Annotated in this window: 16 protein-coding genes and 3 pseudogenes; 3 read left to right on the top strand and 16 right to left on the bottom strand. The window is 49.8% G+C overall.

The window, feature by feature from the left end:
• Positions 1–16: 16 nt before the first annotated feature.
• From NSU01_RS16425 to NSU01_RS16410, 4 genes and pseudogenes are all read right to left on the bottom strand, one after another.
• Positions 17–979: an ABC transporter permease subunit gene (locus NSU01_RS16425; protein ID WP_042137054.1), complete on the bottom strand. Its 963-nt coding sequence runs from the start codon at positions 977–979 to the stop codon at positions 17–19.
• Positions 980–1,121: 142 nt separating this feature from the next.
• Positions 1,122–4,124, bottom strand: coding sequence for a glycosyl hydrolase (locus NSU01_RS16420; RefSeq protein ID WP_076248363.1), 3,003 nt, complete (start codon positions 4,122–4,124; stop codon positions 1,122–1,124).
• Positions 4,125–4,282: 158 nt separating this feature from the next.
• Positions 4,283–6,535 carry a hypothetical protein gene (locus tag NSU01_RS16415; RefSeq protein WP_076248365.1) on the bottom strand — a complete coding sequence of 751 codons (2,253 nt, stop codon included), beginning with the start codon at positions 6,533–6,535 and terminating at the stop codon, positions 4,283–4,285.
• Between the two features lie 589 nt (positions 6,536–7,124).
• Positions 7,125–8,334, bottom strand: a pseudogene (locus NSU01_RS16410) (IS110 family transposase).
• A gap of 410 nt (positions 8,335–8,744) precedes the next feature.
• On the opposite strand from NSU01_RS16410, the gene NSU01_RS16405 reads away from it, so the two are divergent.
• Together NSU01_RS16405 and NSU01_RS16400 are read left to right on the top strand one after the other, a co-directional pair.
• Positions 8,745–9,899 (top strand): YARHG domain-containing protein, encoded by a 1,155-nt coding sequence (locus tag NSU01_RS16405; protein WP_076248987.1) that lies wholly within the window; start codon positions 8,745–8,747, stop codon positions 9,897–9,899.
• 300 nt (positions 9,900–10,199) lie between these two features.
• A complete protein-coding gene (locus NSU01_RS16400; RefSeq protein ID WP_042137047.1) occupies positions 10,200–10,622 on the top strand; it encodes a VOC family protein in 423 nt (140 codons plus the stop codon).
• 122 nt (positions 10,623–10,744) lie between these two features.
• Here the strand turns inward: NSU01_RS16400 and NSU01_RS16395 are convergent.
• The 8 genes and pseudogenes from NSU01_RS16395 to NSU01_RS16360 form a co-directional block, all read right to left on the bottom strand.
• Positions 10,745–11,421 (bottom strand): annotated as a pseudogene (locus tag NSU01_RS16395) (ABC transporter ATP-binding protein).
• On the bottom strand, positions 11,418–12,542 hold the full coding sequence (locus NSU01_RS16390) for an ABC transporter permease (protein WP_042137045.1): 1,125 nt from the start codon (positions 12,540–12,542) through the stop codon (positions 11,418–11,420). Before NSU01_RS16390 ends, NSU01_RS16395 begins: the two are co-directional and overlap by 4 nt.
• A gap of 172 nt (positions 12,543–12,714) precedes the next feature.
• Entirely contained in the window at positions 12,715–13,656 is a 942-nt protein-coding gene (locus NSU01_RS16385) for a HAMP domain-containing sensor histidine kinase (RefSeq protein WP_339303502.1), read from the bottom strand.
• Positions 13,657–13,697: 41 nt separating this feature from the next.
• Complete coding sequence (locus NSU01_RS16380; protein ID WP_339303381.1) at positions 13,698–14,099, bottom strand: hypothetical protein; 402 nt, start codon at positions 14,097–14,099, stop codon at positions 13,698–13,700.
• Positions 14,096–14,772, bottom strand: a pseudogene (locus tag NSU01_RS16375) (response regulator transcription factor). Before NSU01_RS16375 ends, NSU01_RS16380 begins: the two are co-directional and overlap by 4 nt.
• Before the next feature lie 84 nt (positions 14,773–14,856).
• Entirely contained in the window at positions 14,857–15,693 is an 837-nt protein-coding gene (locus tag NSU01_RS16370) for an SDR family oxidoreductase (RefSeq protein WP_042137039.1), read from the bottom strand.
• Between the two features lie 2 nt (positions 15,694–15,695).
• Positions 15,696–16,298, bottom strand: coding sequence for a MarR family transcriptional regulator (locus NSU01_RS16365; protein ID WP_256704082.1), 603 nt, complete (start codon positions 16,296–16,298; stop codon positions 15,696–15,698).
• A 1,093-nt stretch (positions 16,299–17,391) separates the two neighbouring features.
• Entirely contained in the window at positions 17,392–18,582 is a 1,191-nt protein-coding gene (locus NSU01_RS16360; RefSeq protein WP_076244978.1) for a metallophosphoesterase, read from the bottom strand.
• Positions 18,583–18,789: 207 nt separating this feature from the next.
• Here NSU01_RS16360 and NSU01_RS16355 point away from each other — a divergent pair, with 207 nt between their 5' ends.
• Positions 18,790–19,419, top strand: a complete 630-nt coding sequence (locus NSU01_RS16355) for a hypothetical protein (protein WP_144026106.1) — start codon at positions 18,790–18,792, stop codon at positions 19,417–19,419.
• Positions 19,420–19,459: 40 nt separating this feature from the next.
• Here NSU01_RS16355 and NSU01_RS16350 read toward each other — a convergent pair whose 3' ends face one another.
• From NSU01_RS16350 to NSU01_RS16335, 4 genes are all read right to left on the bottom strand, one after another.
• Positions 19,460–19,876 (bottom strand): HIT family protein, encoded by a 417-nt coding sequence (locus NSU01_RS16350; protein WP_076244974.1) that lies wholly within the window; start codon positions 19,874–19,876, stop codon positions 19,460–19,462.
• A gap of 67 nt (positions 19,877–19,943) precedes the next feature.
• Positions 19,944–20,357 (bottom strand): bacteriohemerythrin, encoded by a 414-nt coding sequence (locus NSU01_RS16345; protein ID WP_081969990.1) that lies wholly within the window; start codon positions 20,355–20,357, stop codon positions 19,944–19,946.
• A gap of 333 nt (positions 20,358–20,690) precedes the next feature.
• Positions 20,691–21,602: an NUDIX domain-containing protein gene (locus NSU01_RS16340; RefSeq protein ID WP_042137032.1), complete on the bottom strand. Its 912-nt coding sequence runs from the start codon at positions 21,600–21,602 to the stop codon at positions 20,691–20,693.
• A gap of 120 nt (positions 21,603–21,722) precedes the next feature.
• Positions 21,723–22,586, bottom strand: coding sequence for a cation diffusion facilitator family transporter (locus tag NSU01_RS16335; protein ID WP_042137029.1), 864 nt, complete (start codon positions 22,584–22,586; stop codon positions 21,723–21,725).
• Between the last annotated feature and the right edge of the window lie 274 nt (positions 22,587–22,860).

Below are 22,860 nucleotides of genomic sequence, written 5' to 3'. Positions count from 1 at the left end.
TTTGAGGCTGCTTCGCTCACCATAGGCTGGAGCCCATTTTTCTGGCTGCTTTATTGGCTAGCGCCAGCAGTGTTACACTGACAACTGCCTTGAACAACCCTGCTGCTGCCGCGTATGAGAAGCGGTTATTCAGAATCCCCATCCGGTACACATAGGTATCGATCACATCCGACACATCACGGAGAATCGGATTCGTGGCCAGAATGAGAATATCTTCAAACCCGGCGTTAAGAATATTGCCCACCGCCAGAATCATGAAGATGATAATGACGGGCCGGATACAAGGCAGTGTGATCAGCTGGATCTGCTTGAATCTCCCCGCCCCGTCGATGGAAGCGGCTTCATACAGATGCGGATCAATTCCGGCAATGGCAGCCAGATAGACAATGGCGGCAAACCCCATTTCCTTCCACATCCCCGTCCCTACGAGAATACCCCAGAAATACTCCGGCACAGACAGAAAGCTGATCGGTTCAGATGTTAGATTCAGACTCATCAGCAGCATGTTAACGCTTCCATTATCAGTCGACAGCATCGAGCCTACGAAACCGCCGACGATCACCCACGAGAGAAAATGCGGCAGATAGCTGACGGTCTGCACGACCCGCTTGAACATCATACTCCGGACTTCATTCAGCATCAGCGCCAGCAGTATCGGTGCCGGGAAGCCGAAGCAGAGCTTCAGCAGACTGATCACCATCGTGTTGCGCATGACTCTCCAGAAGTCCGGGGAATTGAAGAAAGCCTCGAAATGCTTCAGGCCCACCCATGGGCTGTGTAAAAATCCGCCGAACAGCTGATAATCCTGGAAAGCCATTAGAACTCCGTACATGGGCAGGTAACTGAAAATAAAGATGAAGATCAAAGCAGGCACTACCATCAGCTGAAGATCCCATTGTCTGATCCAGTTATTCCACCAGGATACTGCGTTTCCTTTCTTCCGGACGGGCAATCTCCGCTCGATTTCCACATTGGTCATCCTTCCTGTTTCTTTGCTTTACACCTTCATTCTATGATCTCCAGGAAGGAGCTACCAGTAGCGCAGCCAACGAAAACTGTGGTCCAGCAACGGAGATTTTTTTAGGGTTCACTTTGGTTAGTTAGAGTTAGTTAGAGTGGGCTTATTCTTCATCCACGGGCAATTTGATAGCTTTTACATCGTCTATATACAGTGTTCCGCTTCCCTGTGTCCCGCTGCCTTGGGCAATATAGAAGGCGAACTCTTTAATGGAACCCAGATCGATGACGCCGTTGCCGCCGGTAGACCACCCGGGCCGCAGGAATTCGGTAAAAGGAATGCTAACAAGCACTGGAGTTGTGCCTTGAACCGGAATACTCGCTTCCCATACCTCACCGTTCGTCTCATGAAACTGAACCGCAAGCTGCCGGTTCGAGCCATCCGGCTGCAGCCAGAAGGAGATGGCTTCCATCCCCGGCCATTCCTTGCCCATGCTGCGGTATAACCCCGCATAGCCGGGATTGCCTACCGTATAGTCCAGCTTAAGCCCGTAGGTACCGCTGTTCAGATGGTAAGTGTCCAGCGTGACCGTTGCCAGGTTACCGGAGACATTCCGCTGCCATTTGGCACGCAGGCTGCTGTTCGAGCTGCCATACTGTTCGAAATCATCAATGAGATAACTGCCCGCAGGCGGCGGTACATACGGGCCGTTGCCTGTTTCGCCGTTATGGAGTGCACGCGGATTGCTATAGAGCGCTTGAATGGCACTGAGTGAATTTTTGTCGGTCAAATATTGTGACCAGGTCATGAAATACGCATACCGGGGCTGCTTCTCCATCAGCATATCCATGTCCGGCAGCTCCCCGTTCTCTCCTATAGCAATCGGTCTGCCGCCGCTAAGCTGCACAAGCTTGTTGTAATACGTATCCCGGTAATCGTTGTTATAGATATCCATCGCCAGCACATCTACGGCATCATGACCGGGATAATAAGGAGCAGAATCATAGGCCCATGAGCTCTCGGCATTCGGGCTCCATACCCAGATCAGATTATCCAGACCATGCAGATGGGTGAAACGGTCATACATATTGTCCCACAGCTGCCTGAACAGCTCCGGCCGCGCGCCCCACCAGAAGAATTCGGCATTCATCTCATGATAAGGCCGCCACAGCACCGGAATGCCTTCGTCTCTCAGCTGGGCAAGATATCCTGCAACTTCATCCACTTGAGCAGCCCACTGATTGTAGAGTGCAGTCCCCGGAGTAACAATCTCCGTCATCTGAGCTGCCGTTACATCTCCTGTGACACTTTCCCATCCGGCGGTGGCAGAATCCATAGGACGGGGCTCATGATACGTCAGGGTAATAATGCTGCCCGTATGACCTTTGTTGATAGCCTCGTCAATCATGGCCTGGCGCAGGGCGCTGAAATCCCCGCCGGTATAATAGGCGAAATCCGAACCCCAGATCGCCGGATAATATCCGGTTAATTCTGCTGCCGTATCATACCAAAGGGATGGCGCTTCATAATAATTATGCTGGCCTGTATACACGGCGCTGCCAACCGTGGCATAGAGCCGGTCCAGAAGTGCTGCCGCTTCCTCCGACGCTCCCGGATTCACCGGGAACATCTTGCCGGTAGTGAGCTCCAGTGAACTCGCCGCCGACACTGCCGTCCCTTCGCTGACTGCTGTCACCTTCACCTCATAGAGACTCTCAGGTGACAGACCTTCCAGCTTATAGGCATACAAGGATTGACCAGGAACATAAGGCACCGTTATACTGCTCCATTCAGTATCCGCCGCCTTTTTGAAGGTAATGCTATAATTCTTCACACCAAAAGGACCCGGAGCTGCCAGCCACTCCAGATCTGCGGACACCCCATCAGCACGGTTCACGGTAAACCCTGCTGGCGCCCCAGGTGCAAGGTCCTCTGGAAGCTCCGGCAGCTTGCCGATATATACCTGATCCAGGAACTGATCCGTCCCTGTCTGATTCTTTGCTGTCAGCTGCATATATTCGGTGGTACCTGTTGTCCGCAGCTGATTCTCCGAGCGTGCCCATACCGAAGCAGTATTTGTGATCAGCGGATGCTCAGTTTCAGAGGATTCCTGATAGACACTGAGGCTTACGGTAGATGCTTGCGGGGGTACAGCTGCTGACCTGGTCCAGTAGGAAACCAGATAAGAGCCCTCCCCGTCCACAGGAATCTCCTCGCTTCTGATTGCCGAATTGCCCGTCAGGCGCGCCGCATATTGTCCAGCGTATGTTCCGTAGGTTGTTGTCTGCACTGTTCCCGTTTCGGTCCACGGGCTGATCGAAGCTGTTTCGAAACCGCCGTTAGTGAGCAGATTCACTCCCGGTGTCGCCTCCATCCCCATCACAGCACCGGAAGTATTGCCGGCCGTATCTCTGGAACGCAGCATAATGGCATACACAGAGAATGGATCAAGATTCTGCAAAGTATAGGTGTATGATGTGACGGTCTCCTGATGGGGAACCGATAAGGTATTCCAGCCGGAGTCTTCTGTTTTTTTGTAAGACAGCTGGTAAGATTCGACCGCCATATCATCTGTAGAGCCCGCCCAGGTCAGCTTAAGTGAATCCGGCTCATGCTCGGCTGTCCAGGTTCCGGGAGTTGACGGCCGTTCAATGTCAACATTCTCCCGGATCAAAGCGTCATCAATATAGTAATCTTTGCTGGTGCTGTTCCAGAAGGAGAAACGGATGTACTGCACCCCGGGAGCCGGTGTGTACAGCAGCTGCTTATACTCCCACTGGGTCGAACCGGAGAAATAGAGATATTGCTTCGTCTGCTGACTGCCGAAGGCATCCAGATCGATCGCCGCACTCGTCACTCCCGTTCCTGCGAATTTGACCCACAAGCCTACCCTGTAGGTTTTACCTTCCTGCACTGCTACGGACGCAGATGCCCCGCCTGTATTCCGCTTCACCTGAAGACTCTTCGTGCCACCATGCTTCTCGGCGGTTGTCACCACCGGACTCCCCCATTTCTCCCACGACACATCTCCCGCTTCGAAGCCGGGATTTCCAAGCAGATTCTCCCCTGCCGAATAAGATACCGCTGGCGGCAGGAGAATTGATGCAACAAACAGAGCGAGGGCCAGGCAACCATGCAACCATTTTTTGCTCGTTCGTGCAGCCACTTTGTTCAGTCCTCCATTTGAATAGAGCCGGATTATATTCGATGATTACATCGTCCGGCCCATCAAATGTAAGCGTTTTCCTTGAGACTCAACAAGAACCCGCAGCAACGAAAACTGTGTTTCAGCAATGACAACGCAGTTAAAAGCAGCAATACCCGCTACAGGCTGATTGTCCCGCGGAAAGCACCGTTGCCGCAGGTGACGGCAAGCACTTGTCTGACCTCACAATCAAGCGCAATCCCCTTCCAGCGGACAGCTCCAAGCGGGGCATGCTCCCACTCCTCCCAGGTATCTCCCCCATCCCGGCTCCAGGCCATTTCAGATTCTGTGGAGGACCGGACCATCGGTTCGCTGGCCGATATCAGCACATCCTCTCCGTGTTCACCCCGCCCAACACAGAGTGCTGATACATTGAAGAGCTTGCCTGCCATAACCGGAAACAGCTTGTGCCAGCTCTGTCCGCCGTCACTGCTGCGCCATAGCCCTTCCGAAATAAACCCCGCATAGATTGTCCCCGGACAGGAGGGGGAGTACGCCACTGCGCTCAGTATTGAAGCCGGGCCGCCATGCTGAAAAGGAAGCCCCTCTCCTATGAAATCCCAGGTGTCCCCATGGTCTGAGGATTGCCAAATCCCCTCCGTGGCTTCTCCGGCAATTAGCTGTCCTGCCAGATGCGGATTCGTATCCATGAGCTGGTTGGACCCGCAGGCATTCTTAACCTGATAGACTACAACGGACAGCAGCTCGGCTTCAATCCAGCGCTTCTGATGCGGAAGTGTCTCCACATAAGCCGGAGGCCGAAAAGCTGTGCGGTCCCATGAAGTGCCGCCGTCCCGCGACCGGTAGATTCCTGCGCCTGCACTGACTGCCCCGTCCACATAGGCATAATAGGTGCCCGGCTGATTGCCGTCCTCACGCAAAGCCTGCACGAATAACCCGGGACCCAGTGTTAAAGCTGCTCGGGCACGGTCTTCACCATCGTGGTATACAGCGATACAGGCTGTATTGCCGTGGCCGATGAGGCCGTACAGATACAATCCCGGATCTGCTGCGGAATTAACAGCCGCAGAGCTTCCGGAATAGCCGGACAGTCCGGGCAGATTGCGGAAGGAGAGACCGCCATCCTCGGTCACCTTCGGAGAATGGTCCGCCATGGTGACACAGAACTTGCCGGGCTGCAGCTTATCTGCTACCACCGCTTCCATGCAGGTGGTCTCAAGCCCCCGGAACTGCCCGGCCCGCCAGGTCATTCCGCCATCTCCGCTGTAGGCTACCCCATACCAGTTGCAGAGATAGAGGCGGCCTGGTGTGAACCGGTCTACGATAATCTTAGAGATCGCCCAGCCGGCAGCAGAAGCCCGTGAACCTCCGTTAAAGCTGTCCATGTATGCCGGAAAGCCGCTTAAATCATTATCACTGTGATGATGCAGCAGTCTCCACCGCTCCGCGCCATCGTCTGTAACATACAGCGGTATCGGCGGGATGTCCTGCATCTGCGGGCGCAGATCAGGTGCTGTATACCAGCGCTCCGGGACATGCCAATCCTGGACAAGGGTCCCGTACCGCTGCTCTCCCTTCAGCAGACCTTCTCCGGCAGACTGCCAGGTCTGCCCTCCGTCTGCACTGCTCTTGATGCCGCCCCAGATGCAGGCGGCCAGCAGCCGCTGCGGGTCCCGGCTGTCGAATGACAGCCCGGCAAAGCTGGGACCTTCAACCAGCAGCTCCCACGATTGTCCCGAGTCACAGCTGAGATACAGCCTGCCCGCCTTCCCCCGCGGGCGGTCCTGCAGCAGTCCTAATATGCCGTACTCCCCCGGATCGGCATAATCCATATTCAGCTCCTCATCGCTGATCGTTCCGGCATATAACATACCCTGCTGATCCGGGTGAAAAGCTACACACCCGAAACGCTCCTCCGGAAGGCTGCTCTGCTCCCAGCTCTCTCCTTCATCCCTGCTGATCCAGAGTCCGCCGGTATACCCTCCGGCCGCTACAATACCGGGATGAAAGGGATCTACGGCAATGACCTCCCCGTACATCCGGGTCGGCCCGTTGCCGTAGAAGCCCATCCCGCCGCAGACCTCATACCAGCTGTTCCCGCCATCTGCCGATTTGTGCACCGCGCCGTAGAAGGTCCTGCTCCTCACTTCGCCGCAGCAGCGGAACATCACCTCCGGGTGATGACAGCTAATGGCAAAGCTCTGCACCTGATGGTGGTAAGCCTGGGTCATCCCCCGGTTCAGGGTCTCCCAGCTCTCCCCGCCATCACTGCTGCGGAAGACGCCCGCCACATCACAGCGGGCATATAATACACGGTTGTCCGCCGGATGCTGCAGCAGGCCGGTAATATAACCGCCTCCGCCCAGCGCCGCCGGCAGCAAGACACCTGGCAGATTCAATGAATTTCCCATGTCAGCTTCTCCCCCTCGCTCCAGTTCTTCTAAGCATAACTTGGAGCTGACCAGAGCGGCATCCCCGGCAGCAACGATATCTACCGCTGAACAAGGAATGTGAATCGCAGTACAAAGCTGCTTCTTTTCCAAATTCAAGGGCAAGTTCACCTTACATTACTGTCATTCAGACTTATTAGGGAGCAGCATCCGGGGAAGCACATTGTATTCGGTTTTTCGCATACATTGGCCGGGTTACCTTCGTATAAGCACATTGTATTCGGTTTTTCGAATACATCTGGCCCGGTTACCTTAACGGAAGCTCATTGTATTCGGTTTTTCGAATACATCTGGCCCGGTTACCTTAACGGAAGCTCATTATATTCGGTTTTTCGCATACATCTGGCTCGATTACCTTCGTAGAAGCACATTGTATTCAATTTTTCGCATACATCGCCCCGGGCAGGTGTTTCATTAGACTATACCAGCTAATAGCTTGTCAACATTACCAGTAAAGTGATTCTAAATCATGTGGTATAGTTAAAATGAGGCATGCCAAAAAACCCTCCAATTTTCTTTGTGTCTTGGAAGGTTATGCCAATAATATTTTTTAAATTGGACGAAATTCCTTTTTATTTTTTAAGATCGCATAGAGCCAATGGACGAGTTTATTTGCACATGCGATTAGAGCTACTTTTATGTGGTTTTCCTTCAGCTCTCTTACGTTCATAGAACGCTTTGATTCGCATATTTCGGGAGCGTATAAGTCCACACTGAACAGCCATCACCAGTGCGTAACGCAGCTGCCTGGAACCACGTTTCGTGATTCGGTTTCGAGTCGCTGTAAACTTACCGGAAGCAAAGACACTCGGGTCAATGCCTGCGAAGGCGACTAACTTCTTAGGATGATCAAATCGTTCGACTTCTCCTATTTCGGATAAAATTGTTGCAGCAATTTTATGCCCAATCCCGGGAATCGACTGAATTAATTCATACTCTTCAATTTCTTCAGCCAGAGCATCTATGTTCTGTTCCAGTTCAGCAAGATGCTCTTGGTATTGAAGAATAAGGGTAATAAGAACTCTCATATTGATTAAATGACTTGCATACATGGTTTGCTGAAATGGATTTTGTTTTGCCGCATCTACTAATCGTTGAACCCGTTGGTTAATCCAGTCCTCTGAACGCCCCCGTTTCGAAGAAAGCAGTTCTTTCATCTTAGCTCTAAGTGTATCTTCATCCGTCTGTAAAACTAAATATGAGGTTGGGAATTCACTTAAAAACCGCAGTGAAACACCGGAATACATAGCTCCAAACACGCCTTTATAACCCGGGAAAACCTGATCTAAAACAGCTTGGAATTGCAGTTTAGTCGATACACACATCTTTGAAAGAGTCTCATATTGCCTTGTAAGATAGCGCAGATTGAGAAGTTGCACACCTCTTTTCTTAAAAGGTTCAAACTCTTCCCTGTAGTACAACTCACCCAATAGGTAAGCGTCAGCAGCATCCGTCTTTACTTTACGAAGCTGAGACTTTCTAAGCCGATTGGAGATTAGCGGGTTAATGACAATGTAAATATAGTGATGTTCCTCTAAGAACTGAACAACAGGGCTTTGGTAATGTCCTGTTGCTTCTAGAATAAGCAAAGGACGTTGTTTGGATACCGATTCAACGTCCTTTAAAACTTGATGTAGATTTGCTAGGCCATCACGAGTGTGCTCGAAGTGGAATGTCCCTCTGAAGAGCTTTCCGCGCGCTAAAAAGGCTTGTCCATGACTTTCTTCTTTTGAAATATCTAGACCGACAACTGGATTCATTTCATCTCATCTCTCCCTGTAAGTTTAAATTCACCGGCATCCCTACGGTTCTTCTTGTCGCTCCATAGCATCGCTTGTTATACGGGATCTTACGTCCCAACCAGCCTCAATCATGGTCATGACAAGTAGGGTGAACATTATAGCGCTCGGGATCAAGTCCCACGGGCAGGTACGTTCGACCAGGCTACTTTAATCCTCTATGCAAATGAAAAAAGGATCAACCAGAAAGAACTGGTTGATCTCATAATACGAACGGGCAGGATAGCGAACATTCAAATCAAAAGGCGATACAAACATTCGCGGATTTCTCAGAAGTGGAAGGCTCATTTTCCTATACGCTAAATACCACTTTATGGTATATTTAAATGCGATTATCAAATCAAATTCCTATGACGAAGTGGGTCAACAAAATGGATTTTCGGAAGTTTCGGCTTACATATGGGGTAATTGCCCTGTCATTAATCATTTCTGGCTGTACTTATGCGGAAAAAGAGAAAGCCGCTGAAGGAGCGGTCAGTGATCTAGTTGCGGCAAAAGAGTCAACTGCGGCTCCTTCTACTGTTGCACTTGCAATACGGGAGTATATTTTGAAAGACAGCTCGAATGCGTTGCTGTCCCCTGAAAAGATCGGCAGTCTGGACAACCGTATTCTGAAGCTTGCGCGCAACGAGATATTTGCAAGGCACGGGTATGTATTTAAACAGAAGGATTTGAAGGACTACTTTGCCGCCAAGCCTTGGTATCATGCAGACTCTGCCTACAAGGAGCATCTTAGCCCGATTGAGAAACAGAACGTTGCGCTACTTCGTGACTACGAAGCCAAATACGCTGGCTATAAGCTCGAACCTTCTCATACAGATGACGTCCATTTACGAGGTTACATAGGTGATTCGGGCTTTAAACAGAAGAAGATGAAAGTGGATCTGAACGGAGATGGTCGTGAAGAAGAGATCCAGCTAATACCGCCGGAAACGGAATTAGGGGTCTTCAAGCTGAAGGTGAATAACATCACGATGGAGGTGGACAGTGAGCTGCTTCCTTATGTGGATATTGTCGATCTGGATATTGACGATCCATATTTCGAGATTGCACTTCAAATGGATTCGCAGATGGTCTCTTTACGATCAACATCTTTCTATGCCTATGACGGCGAAACCCTCAAGCAAATAGGTGAGCTTCCCGATTTCTCGGCACACAGCTCAATGTATGACGGCCATGGGAGAGTGGTCAGCGCAAAAGAAAGCAATAACTTTCAGACCTGGTTCCGTAATTTGGTATTCCGTCTGGATGCCGAACATTCTCTCCATGAAGAGCAACAGGATTTTTATCCGATGGAACCACCGACGCCTTTAACGATCAAAAAGGAAATTGCCGTGCAGTTTCATAAAGATGGCACGGACGAAGCCTTTTCCCTGGAAGCAGGAGACAACGTGAAATTCCTGGGTGACGACAAGCAGGGCCATATCAAGCTTCAGACTAGCACGGGTAAGGAAGTCTGGTACACCACGGGCGATGAGTACGTCGACTATAGTATTTTTTTTGACGGGCTAATATTATATGATTAGACGGAGTATTTCGGCATAGGACCCGTTGCTACAAGTAGAGATGAACATTTATTTAATCTCACTGGTGACGGATTGACGAGTAATCAACCGTTAAACTAACGGAGAACGTTAGCTCATTACAAACAGGAAGGCAGCCGGATCAACATGGTCAGCTCCCTTTGTTCAAAGAACGGGCCGTTTAACTCTTCCAAGTTCATTATTATTCCAGAAGGTTAGACAAATGACGGGCGGAGGATAGTTTGATTAACTTCTTCCCGATGTAATAAGATAATACTACTTGAATTGGAGGATGATTTAGAAATGATTCAGTCCATTGTACATATTGCTTTGGTGGTTAAAGATTATGATGAAGCGATAGAATTTTATACAAGAAAGTTGAATTTCACCTTAGTTGAAGATATCTATCAGCCAGAGCAAGATAAAAGGTGGGTAGTGATTTCCCCTCCGGGTTCTGTCGGCACTACGATTTTACTAGCTAGAGCATCAAAACCTGAACAAGAGCTGTTTATTGGCAACCAAACTGGTGGCCGGGTATTCCTATTTCTAAACACCGACGACTTTTGGAGAGATTATAATGAAATGGTTCTCAGGGGGATAGAATTTGTTAGAGAGCCCCAAGAACAGTCTTATGGAATAGTTGCTGTATTCAAAGATTTATACGGTAATTTGTGGGACCTACTGGAAATGAATGAAGATCATCCGATTTCCAAACGAGTTCGGTGATACCTTTTCATTTAGAGTTCTTCTAGAGTTTCACTAATAACGAAGATCATCCAATTTCCAAACTAACAAAAACTGAACCCCGTCCCCGGGATTCAGTTCTAACTAACCATCCAAGTTCTAACCTAAACTTGAACCAGCACGCCATCCTCCAGATGAAGCACACGGTCGCACCACTCCAGCATGCGGTCATCGTGCGTTACCATGACGGCTGCCTTGCCTTCGCTCCGCACCTCGTCAGCAATCATCCGCACTACTTCTCTTCCGCGGCTGTAATCCAGACTCGCTGTCGGCTCATCTGCGAACAGGATAGCCGGTTTGTTCATCCACGCCCGGGCAATGGCCACACGCTGCTTCTCACCGCCGGACAGCTGCTCGGGATACTGGTTGCGCCGCTCCCAGATTTCCAGACGCTTCAGCAGATAGGTTGCCCGAACCTTGGCTTCCTTCGTGGTGAGCTTAGCCAGCTTGGCAACATAGAGCAGCTGTTCCTCCACCTTCAGGAAAGGCAGCAGCTGTGCGCTTTGGAACATGAAGCCGATCTTCTGCAGCCTCGCTCCGTCAAAGCCCCTTTGTCTTTGTCACGCAGCGATTCACCATCGATGAAGATTTCCCCGCTTGTTGGGGTGAGCAGAGCACCGGCGGCAGAGAGAAAAGTGCTTTTGCCGGACCCCGAAGGCCCCAGTACTGCTACGAATTCACCCTCGTTCACCGTAAAATCCAGGTTATTCAAAACAGTCATTGCCCCGTCTCCGTCCCCGTAGGTTTTGGTCACTTGCTTCATGATTAATTTGGCACTCATGCTCCAGTCCTCCCTATCGCTTCCAAGGCATCCACCTTGGCTACTCTTGCTACAGAAATCAGTGAACCCAGCAGCGACATTCCGATGAACAGCAGGCTGGTCAGAATCATCGTCTGCCCGTCCAGCTGGAACGGCATCGCATCCGGCAGCCCCATATTCATTCCGAACGTAAGCAGCAGGCTCAGTGCCAGACTGGCTACAGACAGAATCAGGACTTGGCCGACTACGCTCCAGGCTAAATAGGACATTTTGGTACCCATTGCCTTAAGAATACCGAACTGGCTGGTCTTCTGGATTGTGATGACGTAGAAGAATACGGCAAGTACAACTGCAGCAATAATGAACAGAAAGGCTATCATCATAAGCAGTGAATTCTGTTCAGCCGCATATCCGGGGACACTGGAAATCGCCTGTTTCTGGGTAATCACCTCTACCGCCTGCTGCTGTCCGGCAATTTCAGATGCCTGTGCAGAAGATACTTTTATCGCGATAACGTTGTAAGGAGCATTGCCTGTACTGTCTGAGCTGCCGCCCTGAACCGCCCCTTGCTTCATGGCCTGCCAATCCAGCTGGTTAATATATACCACCGGAGTGTGGCTGTAAGAGCTGTCTTTCACAAAACCGCTAACCGTCCAGCTCATGCCTGTTGCCTGATCACTTATTGTACTGCCGATCGTGACACCGGACTCTTCCAGCTTCGAATCTACCACGGCACTCCCTTGAACTTCATTGGTGATTCCAGCACCTTCCGTCACTTCAGGAGCCAGCATACCCGCCATATCTACGGCAAAAAAAGTAATGTCCGCCTTCACATCCGCATCGGCAGCAGTAATAGTACTGGTCTGCACGCCAAGCGGAGTTGCCTTCGCCTCCCCGGCTACCGCACGGGCTGCTGCAAGCTCCGATTCGCCTAACTGTGAACGTCTAAACGTATGGTCAGCGTCGCTCTGCACGACAAAATAATTCGCAGGCATATTCTCCAGTGCCGAGATATTCGCATAGGCAAGTCCTCTGGCCAGGCCCGTTACGAACAGAACCAGAAACGAAACCAGCAGCATAATCACCATTATGAGGCTGTAGCGTGCTTTGGAGTGCCTCATCTCCCGTAAAGCCAAAAACATATAACCACTCCTTCTAATCTGTATATCCACAGTTTAGAGGATGAAAATGAACGGAGTATGAATAAAGAATTACATTATACAGATTGAACTATAGACTTTCCATAACTGATGCTAAGCGCAACTACGGTGAATGTTGGACTTCCGCTGCTTTCATCTGTTACTATACCTCTGCTCAATCTGTATTGTGGCAGGGCAGGGAGACTTTAAAGGTAGTCCCTTCTCCAACTGTACTTGCCGCCTCGATCGTACCGTTATGAGCCTGAATAATCTTCTGTGCAATGGCGAGCCCCAGCCCGCTGCTGTTGCTGTCACGGGTGCGCGCCTGATCCACTTTGTAGAACCGGTCGAAGATCATCGGCAGCTGCTCCGCAGGAATCCCTTCACCGTTGTCCGTCACCGTTACAGTGCACGTATGATCGTCTGCACGTGCCGCTATGCTGATTGTGCCGCCCGCCGGAGTATACTTCACGGCATTCGTGACCAGGTTCATCCATACCTGATAGAGCAGGTTAGGGTCGCCTTCCAGTGTAATGTCAGCTACGTGCAGCCGGACCGCAAGCTCCTTCTCTGTAAGATGCCATTCCATAATCTGCATGACCTGGCGGAGCTGGGCACGGAGGTCGAAGCTTCGTTTCTGCAGGGCATGTTCTTCATAGTCGAGTGAGGATAAGGTGAGCAGCTGCTTGCTGAGCACGGATAGCCGGCGGCTCTCTTCATCAATGATCGACAGGTACTCCAGCCTCTGGGGTTCGGGCAGCGCACCGTCTTTGAGCGCATGGGCAAAACCCTGGATGGACGTCAGCGGGGATTCAATTTCATGCGAGACATTGGCGACAAATTCCTGACGCGCCCGGTTTGTCCGTTCCAGCTCCCGGCTCATCGTCATGAAATGGGAGGCCAGCTGGCCGATTTCATCACGACGGGCGGTATATAATTTGATATCGTACCTGCCTTTGGATATTTTGAGCGTAGCTTCGGTCAGACGCGTTATGGGCTTCACCACATGGAATACTGTAATGAGCATAAACCACAGGCTGAATAAGATAATGACGCCAATCAGCACGGCAAAAAAGATCCGCAGTTCGCCAAACTGCACCTCAGCATCCGGACGCATGAACAATGCATAAGTCTGTCCGGTGATCTGAACAGGTACACCTATCGAATTACTGAGCTGATTATCGAAGAAGCCGGTGATAAACGCTGAGCTGGGGAAATTACCGACTCCGTGGTAAATCCCCCCGCCAGCACCTTTTGCAGCGCCCCCTCCTGCAGGTCATTTTTGCGGAAAGGCTGGCCGTAAAATTGTTCATCGCCGTTGTCATTGGACAGATACATCTTGTAGCCTAACGAGGCTGTACTCAGCAGATACTCTTCCACCGCATCCGGGTGGTCCTGAATGAACTGCTGCAAGCCTATGGCCATTTTGGTCAGCTTGGCATCGTTCTGCGGTTTGATTTTGGCCTGATAATAGAGATTGGAAACGAGGAACCCCAGTACACTGCTGATCACTATAACCGAGCAGAACACAATACTCATTCTTACATACAGCGATCTCATGTGTTCACCATGTCCACTTTGTAGCCAATCCCGCGTACGGTGCGGATCGTGAAATCATTCTGGTAGTCGCTGAACCGCTGGCGCAGCCGTTTGATATGCACATCCACCGTCCGCTCATCCCCCTCATAATCCGCACCCCAGACCCGTTCGATCAGCTCACTGCGCGAGAACAGCCGTCCGGGATATTGCGCCAGCTGGGCCAGCAGCTCGAATTCCTTCACCGGCAGCAAAAGCACCTCATTCCCGTCACTGATCTCATAATTCTTACGGTCAATCACCAGTGAGTTCAGGCGGATTTTGTCGTCAGAGGCAATCGAATAACGGCGGAACAGTGCCTTAATGCGGAACAGCAGCTCCTCCGGTTCAAAAGGCTTGGTCACATAATCATCCGTCCCGCGCAGATACCCCTGCTCCTTGTCGCTGAGCTGCTGGCGGGCCGTCAGGAGGATCACCGGAATATCGTAAGTTTCCCTTATGTACGAGCATAGCTCCAGACCATCCATGTGCGGCATCATCACATCCACCACCGCGAGATCCACTGTCTGCTCCTGCATCAGGGTTACCGCTTCCCGGCCGTCGCCGGCTTCCGGACATGATACCCCTCTCTCGTCAAGACATGCCGCAGCAGCGTGCGGATATGGACATCATCGTCGGCTACTATAATCTTTTTCAACTGTAAGCTCTCCCTCCGGGCTTGCCGAATTCAATGACATCATACTAGCAACAAACCAGTTTCGAGACAAGCCTTAGTCCATTTCTACATTATCCGTTCTTCCGGCAGCTCAATAAAAGGCATAATGCTCTCCTTCAGCGGTGTGACAGGACGCCCCATTAGCCGTTCCAAATCTCCTGAAGTGGATGAGGTATCCAGCTTGCTCATAAAAGCATAGATCCAGTGCTGAACTGCGGCATCCTGACGGTGTACCACCGGCTTCCCGGCAACCTCGGTTAATACTTCAGCCAGATCTGCAAAATCCCAGGTATGTGCAGCGGCCAGCTCATAAATATGATTGCCTGCCTCACCTTCACTAAGCACAGCCGCAGTTGCCAGCGCAAGATCTCCACGTGTTACCGAATTGAACTTCCATTCACCCGGAGCGGTTATCAATTCCCCGCTGGACAGTGCTTCCTTCAACCCCAGCACTCCTACGAAATCAATGTATAAGGCATTGCGCAAAAAAGTATATTCCAGTCCGGACTCTATAATCGCCTGTTCGGTTAGCGTGTGCACATTGTCCGGCTTGCTCTGCTCAGATCTCTGCCGGGGAAAAGCAAAACCCGTATAGAGAATATGTCCGACACCGCTTCGCTTAGCAGCATCAATAACCCGCTTGTGCTGGATCAGACGGACGGTGTCATCCGTATTCGAGCTGGAGATTAGCAGCAGCCGGGAAATTCCGCGAAAGGCTTCATCCAGCGATTCCGTCACATCGTAATCGGCATAACGGACTTCTACGCCTTGCTCCTGGAGATACGCCGCCTGCTCAAGCTTCCGTACTCCGGCTACAACCTGTTCTGCGGGGATACGGCTGCGCAAATTTTCTATGATCAGACTTCCCAATTGTCCGGTGGCGCCAGTAATCATAATCTTCATTATTATCTCTCCCTTGTATGTTCGCTCAATTTGTTCAGCAGACCCAGCAGCTGGTGCAGCTCCGTATCATCCAGACGCTTCATCACGCCGGCAACAGCTTCCCGGTTTCCAGGCAGCTGTTCAGACAGAAGGTCGCGGCCAGCTTCGGTAATCGAAATCACCGTCTTGCGTCCATCCTTGGCATGATCCGCACGGGAGATATAACCGTCTTTCTCCAGCGGAGTGAGCAGCAGGCTGATATTGGCTTTGGTTACACCGATTCTCTCTGCGAGCAGCGAAGGGAGTACCGTTCCCCCGTGCTTCGCAATCTCAACCAGTACGCGGATTCTTGCCCCGTTCAGCCCTTGAGCCTGCCAGTATTTCTCGGATACGGCTACTGCATGGGCTGTCGCTCCCACCATAGCGAAGAATACCTCATTGTGGAGCGGCAGCTCCAGCACATACTTTTGCAAAGCATCCATCCGTGCATCCAGCCGATCATTTACTCGGTCATTCATAAGTCCATTCATAGAATCATCCATCAGTCCGTTCAATAGTTCGTCGGCTGGTTTATTCATCCGCTCACCCATTTGATCACCCATTCTATCATTCAAAGTTTTGTCCATATCGCTCTTTAACGAGACATAACACCACTTAACGCCTCTTAACGCCCAAGCTCAATTTAGTTAATAGCTTAACTATATTTATATAGAGAATAACTCAACCAGCTCATATTGTCAAAATGTTGCCATCAGAGCACCCCCGGCAGGTGTGGGTTTATACAAAAAGCCATTTTAAAGACACATAGTTTGAGTTTGGGTTTGGGTTTGGGTTTGGGTTTGGGTTTGGGTTTGGGTTTGGGTTTGGGTTTGGGTTTGGGTTTGGGTTTGGGTTTGGGTTTGGGTTTGGGTTTGGGTTTGGGTTTGGGTTTGGGTTTGGGTTTGGGTTTGGGTTTGGGTTTGGGTTTGGGTTTGGGTTTGGGTTTGGGTTTGGGTTTGGGTTTGGGTTTGGGTTTGGGTTTGGGTTTAGCTGTGCATTTAGGCGTGCATTTAGGTGTGCGTTTGGACATGCAGTTTTGATACTTGTTTGATCATACGATTTCAGTACTCGGTTGGTTTGTGCATTCGGTTGGACATGCAGTTGGGTATTCATTCGGATCTTGCGGAGGATTACTGGTGATTTAACCGGATTAACCCCGGATTGTTGTACTAAATGCAAGATTATTTCTTTATTTACTTGTAAAATTGGTTATTGTTGTACTTTTTACAACAATTCTTACGATTCAGCGGGTTACCCGACTGAATTGTTGTATTTTGTGCAAGATTCCCGGTAAATTAGCGAGATCGAATTTGAATTGTTGTACTTTCTGCAGGATTTCCCTCGCTTGATCGGATCAGGTCTGCTTTTTCCCACTTTTCGCATAACCTCCAGTAGTTTTTCTGGATTTCAACTACAAAATTCGCCCTACACCATAACATAAAACCAACATAAAACCCCCTATCCTTCAATCGAAGGTAGGGGGCATGGCGGAAGGCACACGGAGTACGGTAAAAGGTACAAGTTACGATAGATGGCTCGGTTCCAATAGATGGTTCAGTTCCAGTTGACGGTACACATCCGATAGATGGTTCAGTTCCAGTAGATGGTACAGTTCCAGTAAATGGTACAGAACACAGTAGCTGACTCCCATACAATTATGTTGCCTCCACTAGACAATCGTTAGATCAATACCGCCTTAGCTGTTGAAGTCACTGGTTCTTCGTTGTAGCTCATACTACCCTCCAGAACAACCTCCAGCTTGATCAGCTCAGAGCGGCTGGCCAGACGGATTGGCGGTCCCCAGGTTCCGTAGCCGGAGGAGACAATGACATGCAGCTTGTCTTTGAGCAGATAACCCCAGTCCAGCTCGAACAGGCGTCTCGTAATCCAGTGATTCGGAGCAATCTGCCCGCGGTGGGTATGTCCCGACAGCAGTACATCCACGCCAGCCCGCGCAGCAAGCTCGAAGCCGGTCGGCTGATGATCCATCATAATAATCGGCTTCGTGCGGTCAAGTCCGTCCAGCAGAGCCTCTACACTGAGCCGTCCGCCTGCTTCCATCGCCTCCGCCGTCTTGTCTTTGCGGCCCACAACGTATACTCCCGAGGTTTCCACAACCTCATCCTGCAGAACTTTAATGCCGATGTTATTCATCACTTCAGTGTACTGTGCAATCGAACCGCCATAATACTCATGATTTCCCAGCACAGCATAGACCCCGTAACGTGCCTTAAGCTGCTTCAGCTGCTGGTCCATTCCATTGCGGATAAAAGGTTCAATGCTGTCATCCAGCACATCTCCGGCCAGAAGCACGATATCGGGATTCATCGCATTAATCTCCGAGACCATCCGGCGTAAATGCCGGTTCCCGACAATGTTGCCCAGATGCAGGTCAGAGGCGACAGCTACCGTCAGCGGAACGCTGGTTCCGATAGACTTATCGACTTTCAGTCTGTGGCTCCTCACCACTGTACTCCAGGCATTGCGTGAACCCCATAGCAGGAATACGGCAAGCAGTGCCAGTACGGTAGCTCCAGCTTCGGTAACAAACGCCGAGAGGCCCACACCGGTGAGCGCCAGCACTCCATATACCAGATCGGTCAACGGCAGCAGAATCACGGCAAACTCCATACAGGCCAAATAATAGGAGCCGACCACCTTGAACAACCGGCCAACCGGCTTAAGCGCCTTCGGCAACGGAACTCTGCCAATAATATAAGAGAAGGCAATCACAAGAAAGACAGGCCAGTAAGCAGCAGCATGAATACCCGGCAGCCATTCCTGGAGCAGAACCCACAGATGCCATCCAATGTAGAAATTAACAAGTCCAAGCACAAGAAGCATGATAATTCCCGAAGCCAGCATGCGCATGTTTTTCACCCTATTCACTCCCTTAAGGTAAGTTTCTATAATATCTACTTCAGATCATATCACAAAGTATTAGTGAGGTATAAATTGTGCTCCGCCACTATGAAAAATCTTAGACACATGCAGGAACTTAGCTGAATAAAAACGAATCCGTTCTATGTAACACTTGAGTAACTATTTACGTTAAGCGGGAGAAAGGTGAGGGTTTCCTTGGATCACTCTTTTAAGATTTCGTTTAGGGCTTTTTCAAAGATTTCTCTATTCATTTCATTATTAATTCTGATTGTCGTATTAACCGGCAGTGATTCAAGTGCAAATATACAAACCACTCCAATAGACCTTAACAAAAGCTCCGTTTCAAATATCCCCTATTCCATTCGTTCGAGCATGTCTTTTGCATTTCATAAGGCAGAAATTGAGAAGCAATTGGGAAAAGCCGATATTACCAGACGCATGAAAGGCTATTCCTATGAAATACGCAATGTTTCTGACGGCAGTCATATCTTTATAATGTACATGAGCAGCAGCTATGTTTCTGACGTATGGAGATTAACGCATTTGTTAAGTCTGGATAGCTTCAGCAAGATCACCATCGGAGAAAGTACAGTAAGCGATGTGGGAAAAATTGATCCCTACTTCATGGAGTTTAATTACTCTGATCAGCAAAAGGTGGCAACGAGTGAACATAAGCTAGACGATGATGGAGTAATGATTATTAGCTATACACACAGCAATAATACTTGGGTTGTTGATTCGATCGAGCACACCAAACAAGATCCGTCAGCGTTTGCTGCAAAACTTCTGCCTGAGGATAAAGAATTGCTGCTGGAAGATTATTAAGCTGTGTACGCACAGTAAAAAAGAGCCCAACAGGCTCCATTTATACTTCACTTAACGCTTTCAGAAATTTCGCTTTAGTCTCCTTTAGCCGTGTCTCTGCACCATCCGGATGCAAGGGCTCACTCCAGGCCAATCCGTCACCCTCGTAGCGTGGAACAACATGCATATGGTAATGGGTCAGATCATTAAATTTACCGCCGTCAGCACAAATTCTGATTCCGTCCGGTTTGTACAGGCTTTTGAGCAGCGCAGTAACCTTCTGCGAAGCATCCGTAACCGCATGCGCGGTTTCCGGGTCCAGCTCGTCGGTATCCAGGTAATGTTTTTTAGGAAGAATCAGGGTATGCCCTTCATTGAACGGAGCGATATCAAGTACACAAGTGATAAGTTCATTTTCCAAAATAATGTTCAGGTCTGGTTCAATACCATTAGCGATTCTGCATCCCAGGCATTCCATATTGCGCCTCTCTCCCCTCTAAAAAAAGAAAATGCCCTGCGGCATCTTCGTGTTCCGGATTATGTAGTTAAACGGCTTTGTTACCTTTTGCAGCGATACAGTCCCCGATCAGCTTGTCACATTTGTGAATGTGATTAATCAGCCAGTCAGTCAAAGTACGGTTAAGCTTGATTGTTGACAATACGGATACCCCTTTGGTCTTAATACTCTCTTCCAGATCCAGAACGGTCTGTACGAATTCAGCATGCGTCTTCTGGTGTTCTGTCAGTTCAGGGAAGTCGATGTCCTTCATCAATTGCTCTTCACTGCCGAAATGCTCCACGGTGTAGTCCTTAAGGAACTTCAGTGTTTCTTCGATCTTCTCTTTGCCCTGCTGGTTGGTACACGCTTCAAAAAAGTCATTCAGCTTCACAAGCAGCTGTCTGTGCTGGCAGTCAATCTTCTCTACTCCGATGTCATATGAATCCTTCCAGTTAATCATTGACTCACCTTACCCTTTTCCATAAATTACATAATGAAAAGCATAATTCATTGTCCGCTTTTCCGCATAAAACTTCTATTAACAACATCACACGACAGCAGAAAACAACTTTCTGCAGAATTGGCGTTGCAGTTTGTTATGGAAGGAGTACGATATAGCTAAGTCATTAACCTGTTCTACCCGAAGGAGTGATATACAATGTTCAGCAAAAGATATTCAAAACCTCTGATTACCCGAAAAGTATCCGGAATCGGCTGGACCTTAAATCCTGCTCATCCCGTGGCCTGGCTTGTACTAGCCGCTATATTAGCAGTAAGCCTGTATTTCGCCTTCTCAAGTTAGATTCCACTCCAGGTTGTATCTGTACAGCTTCGATGGGCGGTGTCCGGCATCGCGGGTACTCTCATCCGTCTCAATTACCCGCTCAGCAATCTTGCGGCGGAATGCGGCGGCGAGCAGCTCTTTGCCAAGGATGATTTCATACACACGCTGAAGCTCGGACAAGGTGAACAGCGGCGGCATCAGATTGAACACAATATCGGTATACTCAGCTTTGCCGCGCAAGCGTTCGATTGCAGCCTGTACCATCATCAGATGGTCAAAAGAGAATCCCGAGCTCCGGACAATCTCACGGTCCAGATGGCGGACATGGCCCCGGATGGTTTCGGTAAGCTTGACCACACCGCTGAGCCTCGCCTGTTCATTCTGCAGAATAATCTCCACAAATGTCTCCAGCCGGATACCCTGCTCCTGCTCCAAATCTTCGCGGCGGGTCTCCAGGATATTGTAGGAAACCTCAAACCAGGCGGCTGCTGCCGCATCATCCCCTGCTTGTACAGTCAAGGCTTTGCGGTCCACGAGTGCCATGTAAGAACAGCTGATCACCCGCATCCGCGGATCACGCTGAACATCGCCCCAGGTATATAACTGTTCCATATAAATGTTATCGATATTAGTCTCACTGTACAGCTCCCGGCGGGCTGCCTCCTCAACGCTTTCGTGGATCCCCACGAATCCTCCAGGCAACGCCCATTGTCCCAGAAAAGGATGTTCACCGCGCTGTATGAGCAGAAGCTGCAGAGATTTCTCCGCCAGCTTGCGGTAATTATCCTGCTGCTCCTCCATTACGGTGAAGATCAGCATATCCACAGCAACAGACGGACGTTCATAGTTCCCGGCGTCATAAGTCTTCAGGAACTGCTCCTCGGTTAGACCGTTGTAATCAGTGACGGGTTGATTAGACATTGGCAGGCTCCTTTATAGGAATATCTTAATATTATCCCATTGTTAATAACATATCGTTATTATATACCTGCTGCCGAGGAATGCGTCAAGTACAAAGGTGTTGAATCAAGCTATATATCATCACAAGGGTTCAATATGGACAAGCACCGTAGCTACTTGATGGCGGTCCTTCAACTGATCTTCAATCTCTTCCGTAATGTCATGGCTCTGCACCACATTCAGCCTGGAATCCACAAGTACCGTAGTATCCACTAGTACATTGTTTCCGTGAATGCGGGCTTTGATATCCTTAATTAACTCTACGCCTTCAATCTCCGATACCGTCTGCTTCATTAACTCCAGCTCACTTGCATCGAATCCGTCTGTCAGGTCATGAGTGGCTTTGCGGAAGATATCCCAAGCAGTTTTGCAGATCAGCAGACCGACAATGGTAGCGGTGAGCGGATCAAGCCACGGAATGCCGAACTGTGAGCCGATGATACCAATGAAGGCACCCACGCTTACGAGCGCATCCGAACGGTTATCCTGCGCAACGGCATGCATCGCATTGCTGTTCAATTTGCGGGCAAGCTTGATGTTATACCTAAACACAGCGATCATAATCACAGCACAGGCAGCTGCCGTCCACGCGGCAATTAGATCAGGGGTTTCCAGTGAAGGCTGAATGAACTTGTTGATACCCTGATACAGCACTTGAAAGCCTACAGCAATCATTATGAAGGAGGCGATCAATGCAGCAACTGTCTCTGCTCTGAAATGACCATAGCTATGATTGGAATCCGGGGGTCTGCGGGAAATCTTCAGGCCTGTCAAAATTGCTATGGAAGCAATAATATCGGTGCTGTTATTCAGTCCGTCCGCAAGTAATGCCTGCGAGCCTGAAACAGTGCCGATGAACAATTTGACGGCAGATAGCAGTATGTAGGCCATTAGACTAAGCCAAGCCCCTTTTTCACTTTGCTTGATATCGCTGTAATTATCCAAGAAAAAGGACCTCCAAATAATAGTATTGTTCCATACTACACGCTGAATAGCGGGTGGGTCTAGAGAAACAGTGTTGCCGGACGGCGCAAGAGTTAACCCCGCCAAATAGAGTTGCGGAGCCGGAAGTATGTTGCCTCGCCCAACATTGTTTGCCCCGGTTCAACATTGAGCACAACTCCCTGCTGCAGAACCCAGTAACTTTTCATTGCAAACATCGTCTAACTAATAGGAAGCGGTCACGGCAGCCGCATTAAAAAGCGGATACCCTCCTTAT

The sequence above is a fragment of the Paenibacillus sp. FSL H8-0259 genome (assembly GCF_037963255.1).
Taxonomy (GTDB): Bacteria; Bacillota; Bacilli; order Paenibacillales; family Paenibacillaceae; genus Paenibacillus_AQ; species Paenibacillus_AQ phytohabitans.
This window is presented reverse-complemented; position numbering and strand designations above follow the sequence as displayed.

Bases quoted from the DNA above. Each gene is read 5' to 3' on its own strand.
- NSU01_RS16385 (WP_339303502.1), bottom strand. From the start codon at position 13,656: ATGCGTCCGGATGCTGAGGTGCAGTTTGGCGAACTGCGGATCTTTTTT.
- NSU01_RS16340 (WP_042137032.1), bottom strand. From the start codon at position 21,602: ATGTCTAATCAACCCGTCACTGATTACAACGGTCTAACCGAGGAGCAG.
- NSU01_RS16405 (WP_076248987.1), top strand. From the start codon at position 8,745: ATGGATTTTCGGAAGTTTCGGCTTACATATGGGGTAATTGCCCTGTCA.
- NSU01_RS16425 (WP_042137054.1), bottom strand. From the start codon at position 979: ATGACCAATGTGGAAATCGAGCGGAGATTGCCCGTCCGGAAGAAAGGA.
- NSU01_RS16350 (WP_076244974.1), bottom strand. From the start codon at position 19,876: ATGGAATGCCTGGGATGCAGAATCGCTAATGGTATTGAACCAGACCTG.
- NSU01_RS16415 (WP_076248365.1), bottom strand. From the start codon at position 6,535: ATGGGAAATTCATTGAATCTGCCAGGTGTCTTGCTGCCGGCGGCGCTG.
- NSU01_RS16400 (WP_042137047.1), top strand. From the start codon at position 10,200: ATGATTCAGTCCATTGTACATATTGCTTTGGTGGTTAAAGATTATGAT.
- NSU01_RS16360 (WP_076244978.1), bottom strand. From the start codon at position 18,582: ATGCGCATGCTGGCTTCGGGAATTATCATGCTTCTTGTGCTTGGACTT.
- NSU01_RS16380 (WP_339303381.1), bottom strand. From the start codon at position 14,099: ATGAGATCGCTGTATGTAAGAATGAGTATTGTGTTCTGCTCGGTTATA.
- NSU01_RS16390 (WP_042137045.1), bottom strand. From the start codon at position 12,542: ATGTTTTTGGCTTTACGGGAGATGAGGCACTCCAAAGCACGCTACAGC.
- NSU01_RS16345 (WP_081969990.1), bottom strand. From the start codon at position 20,357: ATGATTAACTGGAAGGATTCATATGACATCGGAGTAGAGAAGATTGAC.
- NSU01_RS16370 (WP_042137039.1), bottom strand. From the start codon at position 15,693: ATGAAGATTATGATTACTGGCGCCACCGGACAATTGGGAAGTCTGATC.
- NSU01_RS16365 (WP_256704082.1), bottom strand. From the start codon at position 16,298: ATGGACAAAACTTTGAATGATAGAATGGGTGATCAAATGGGTGAGCGG.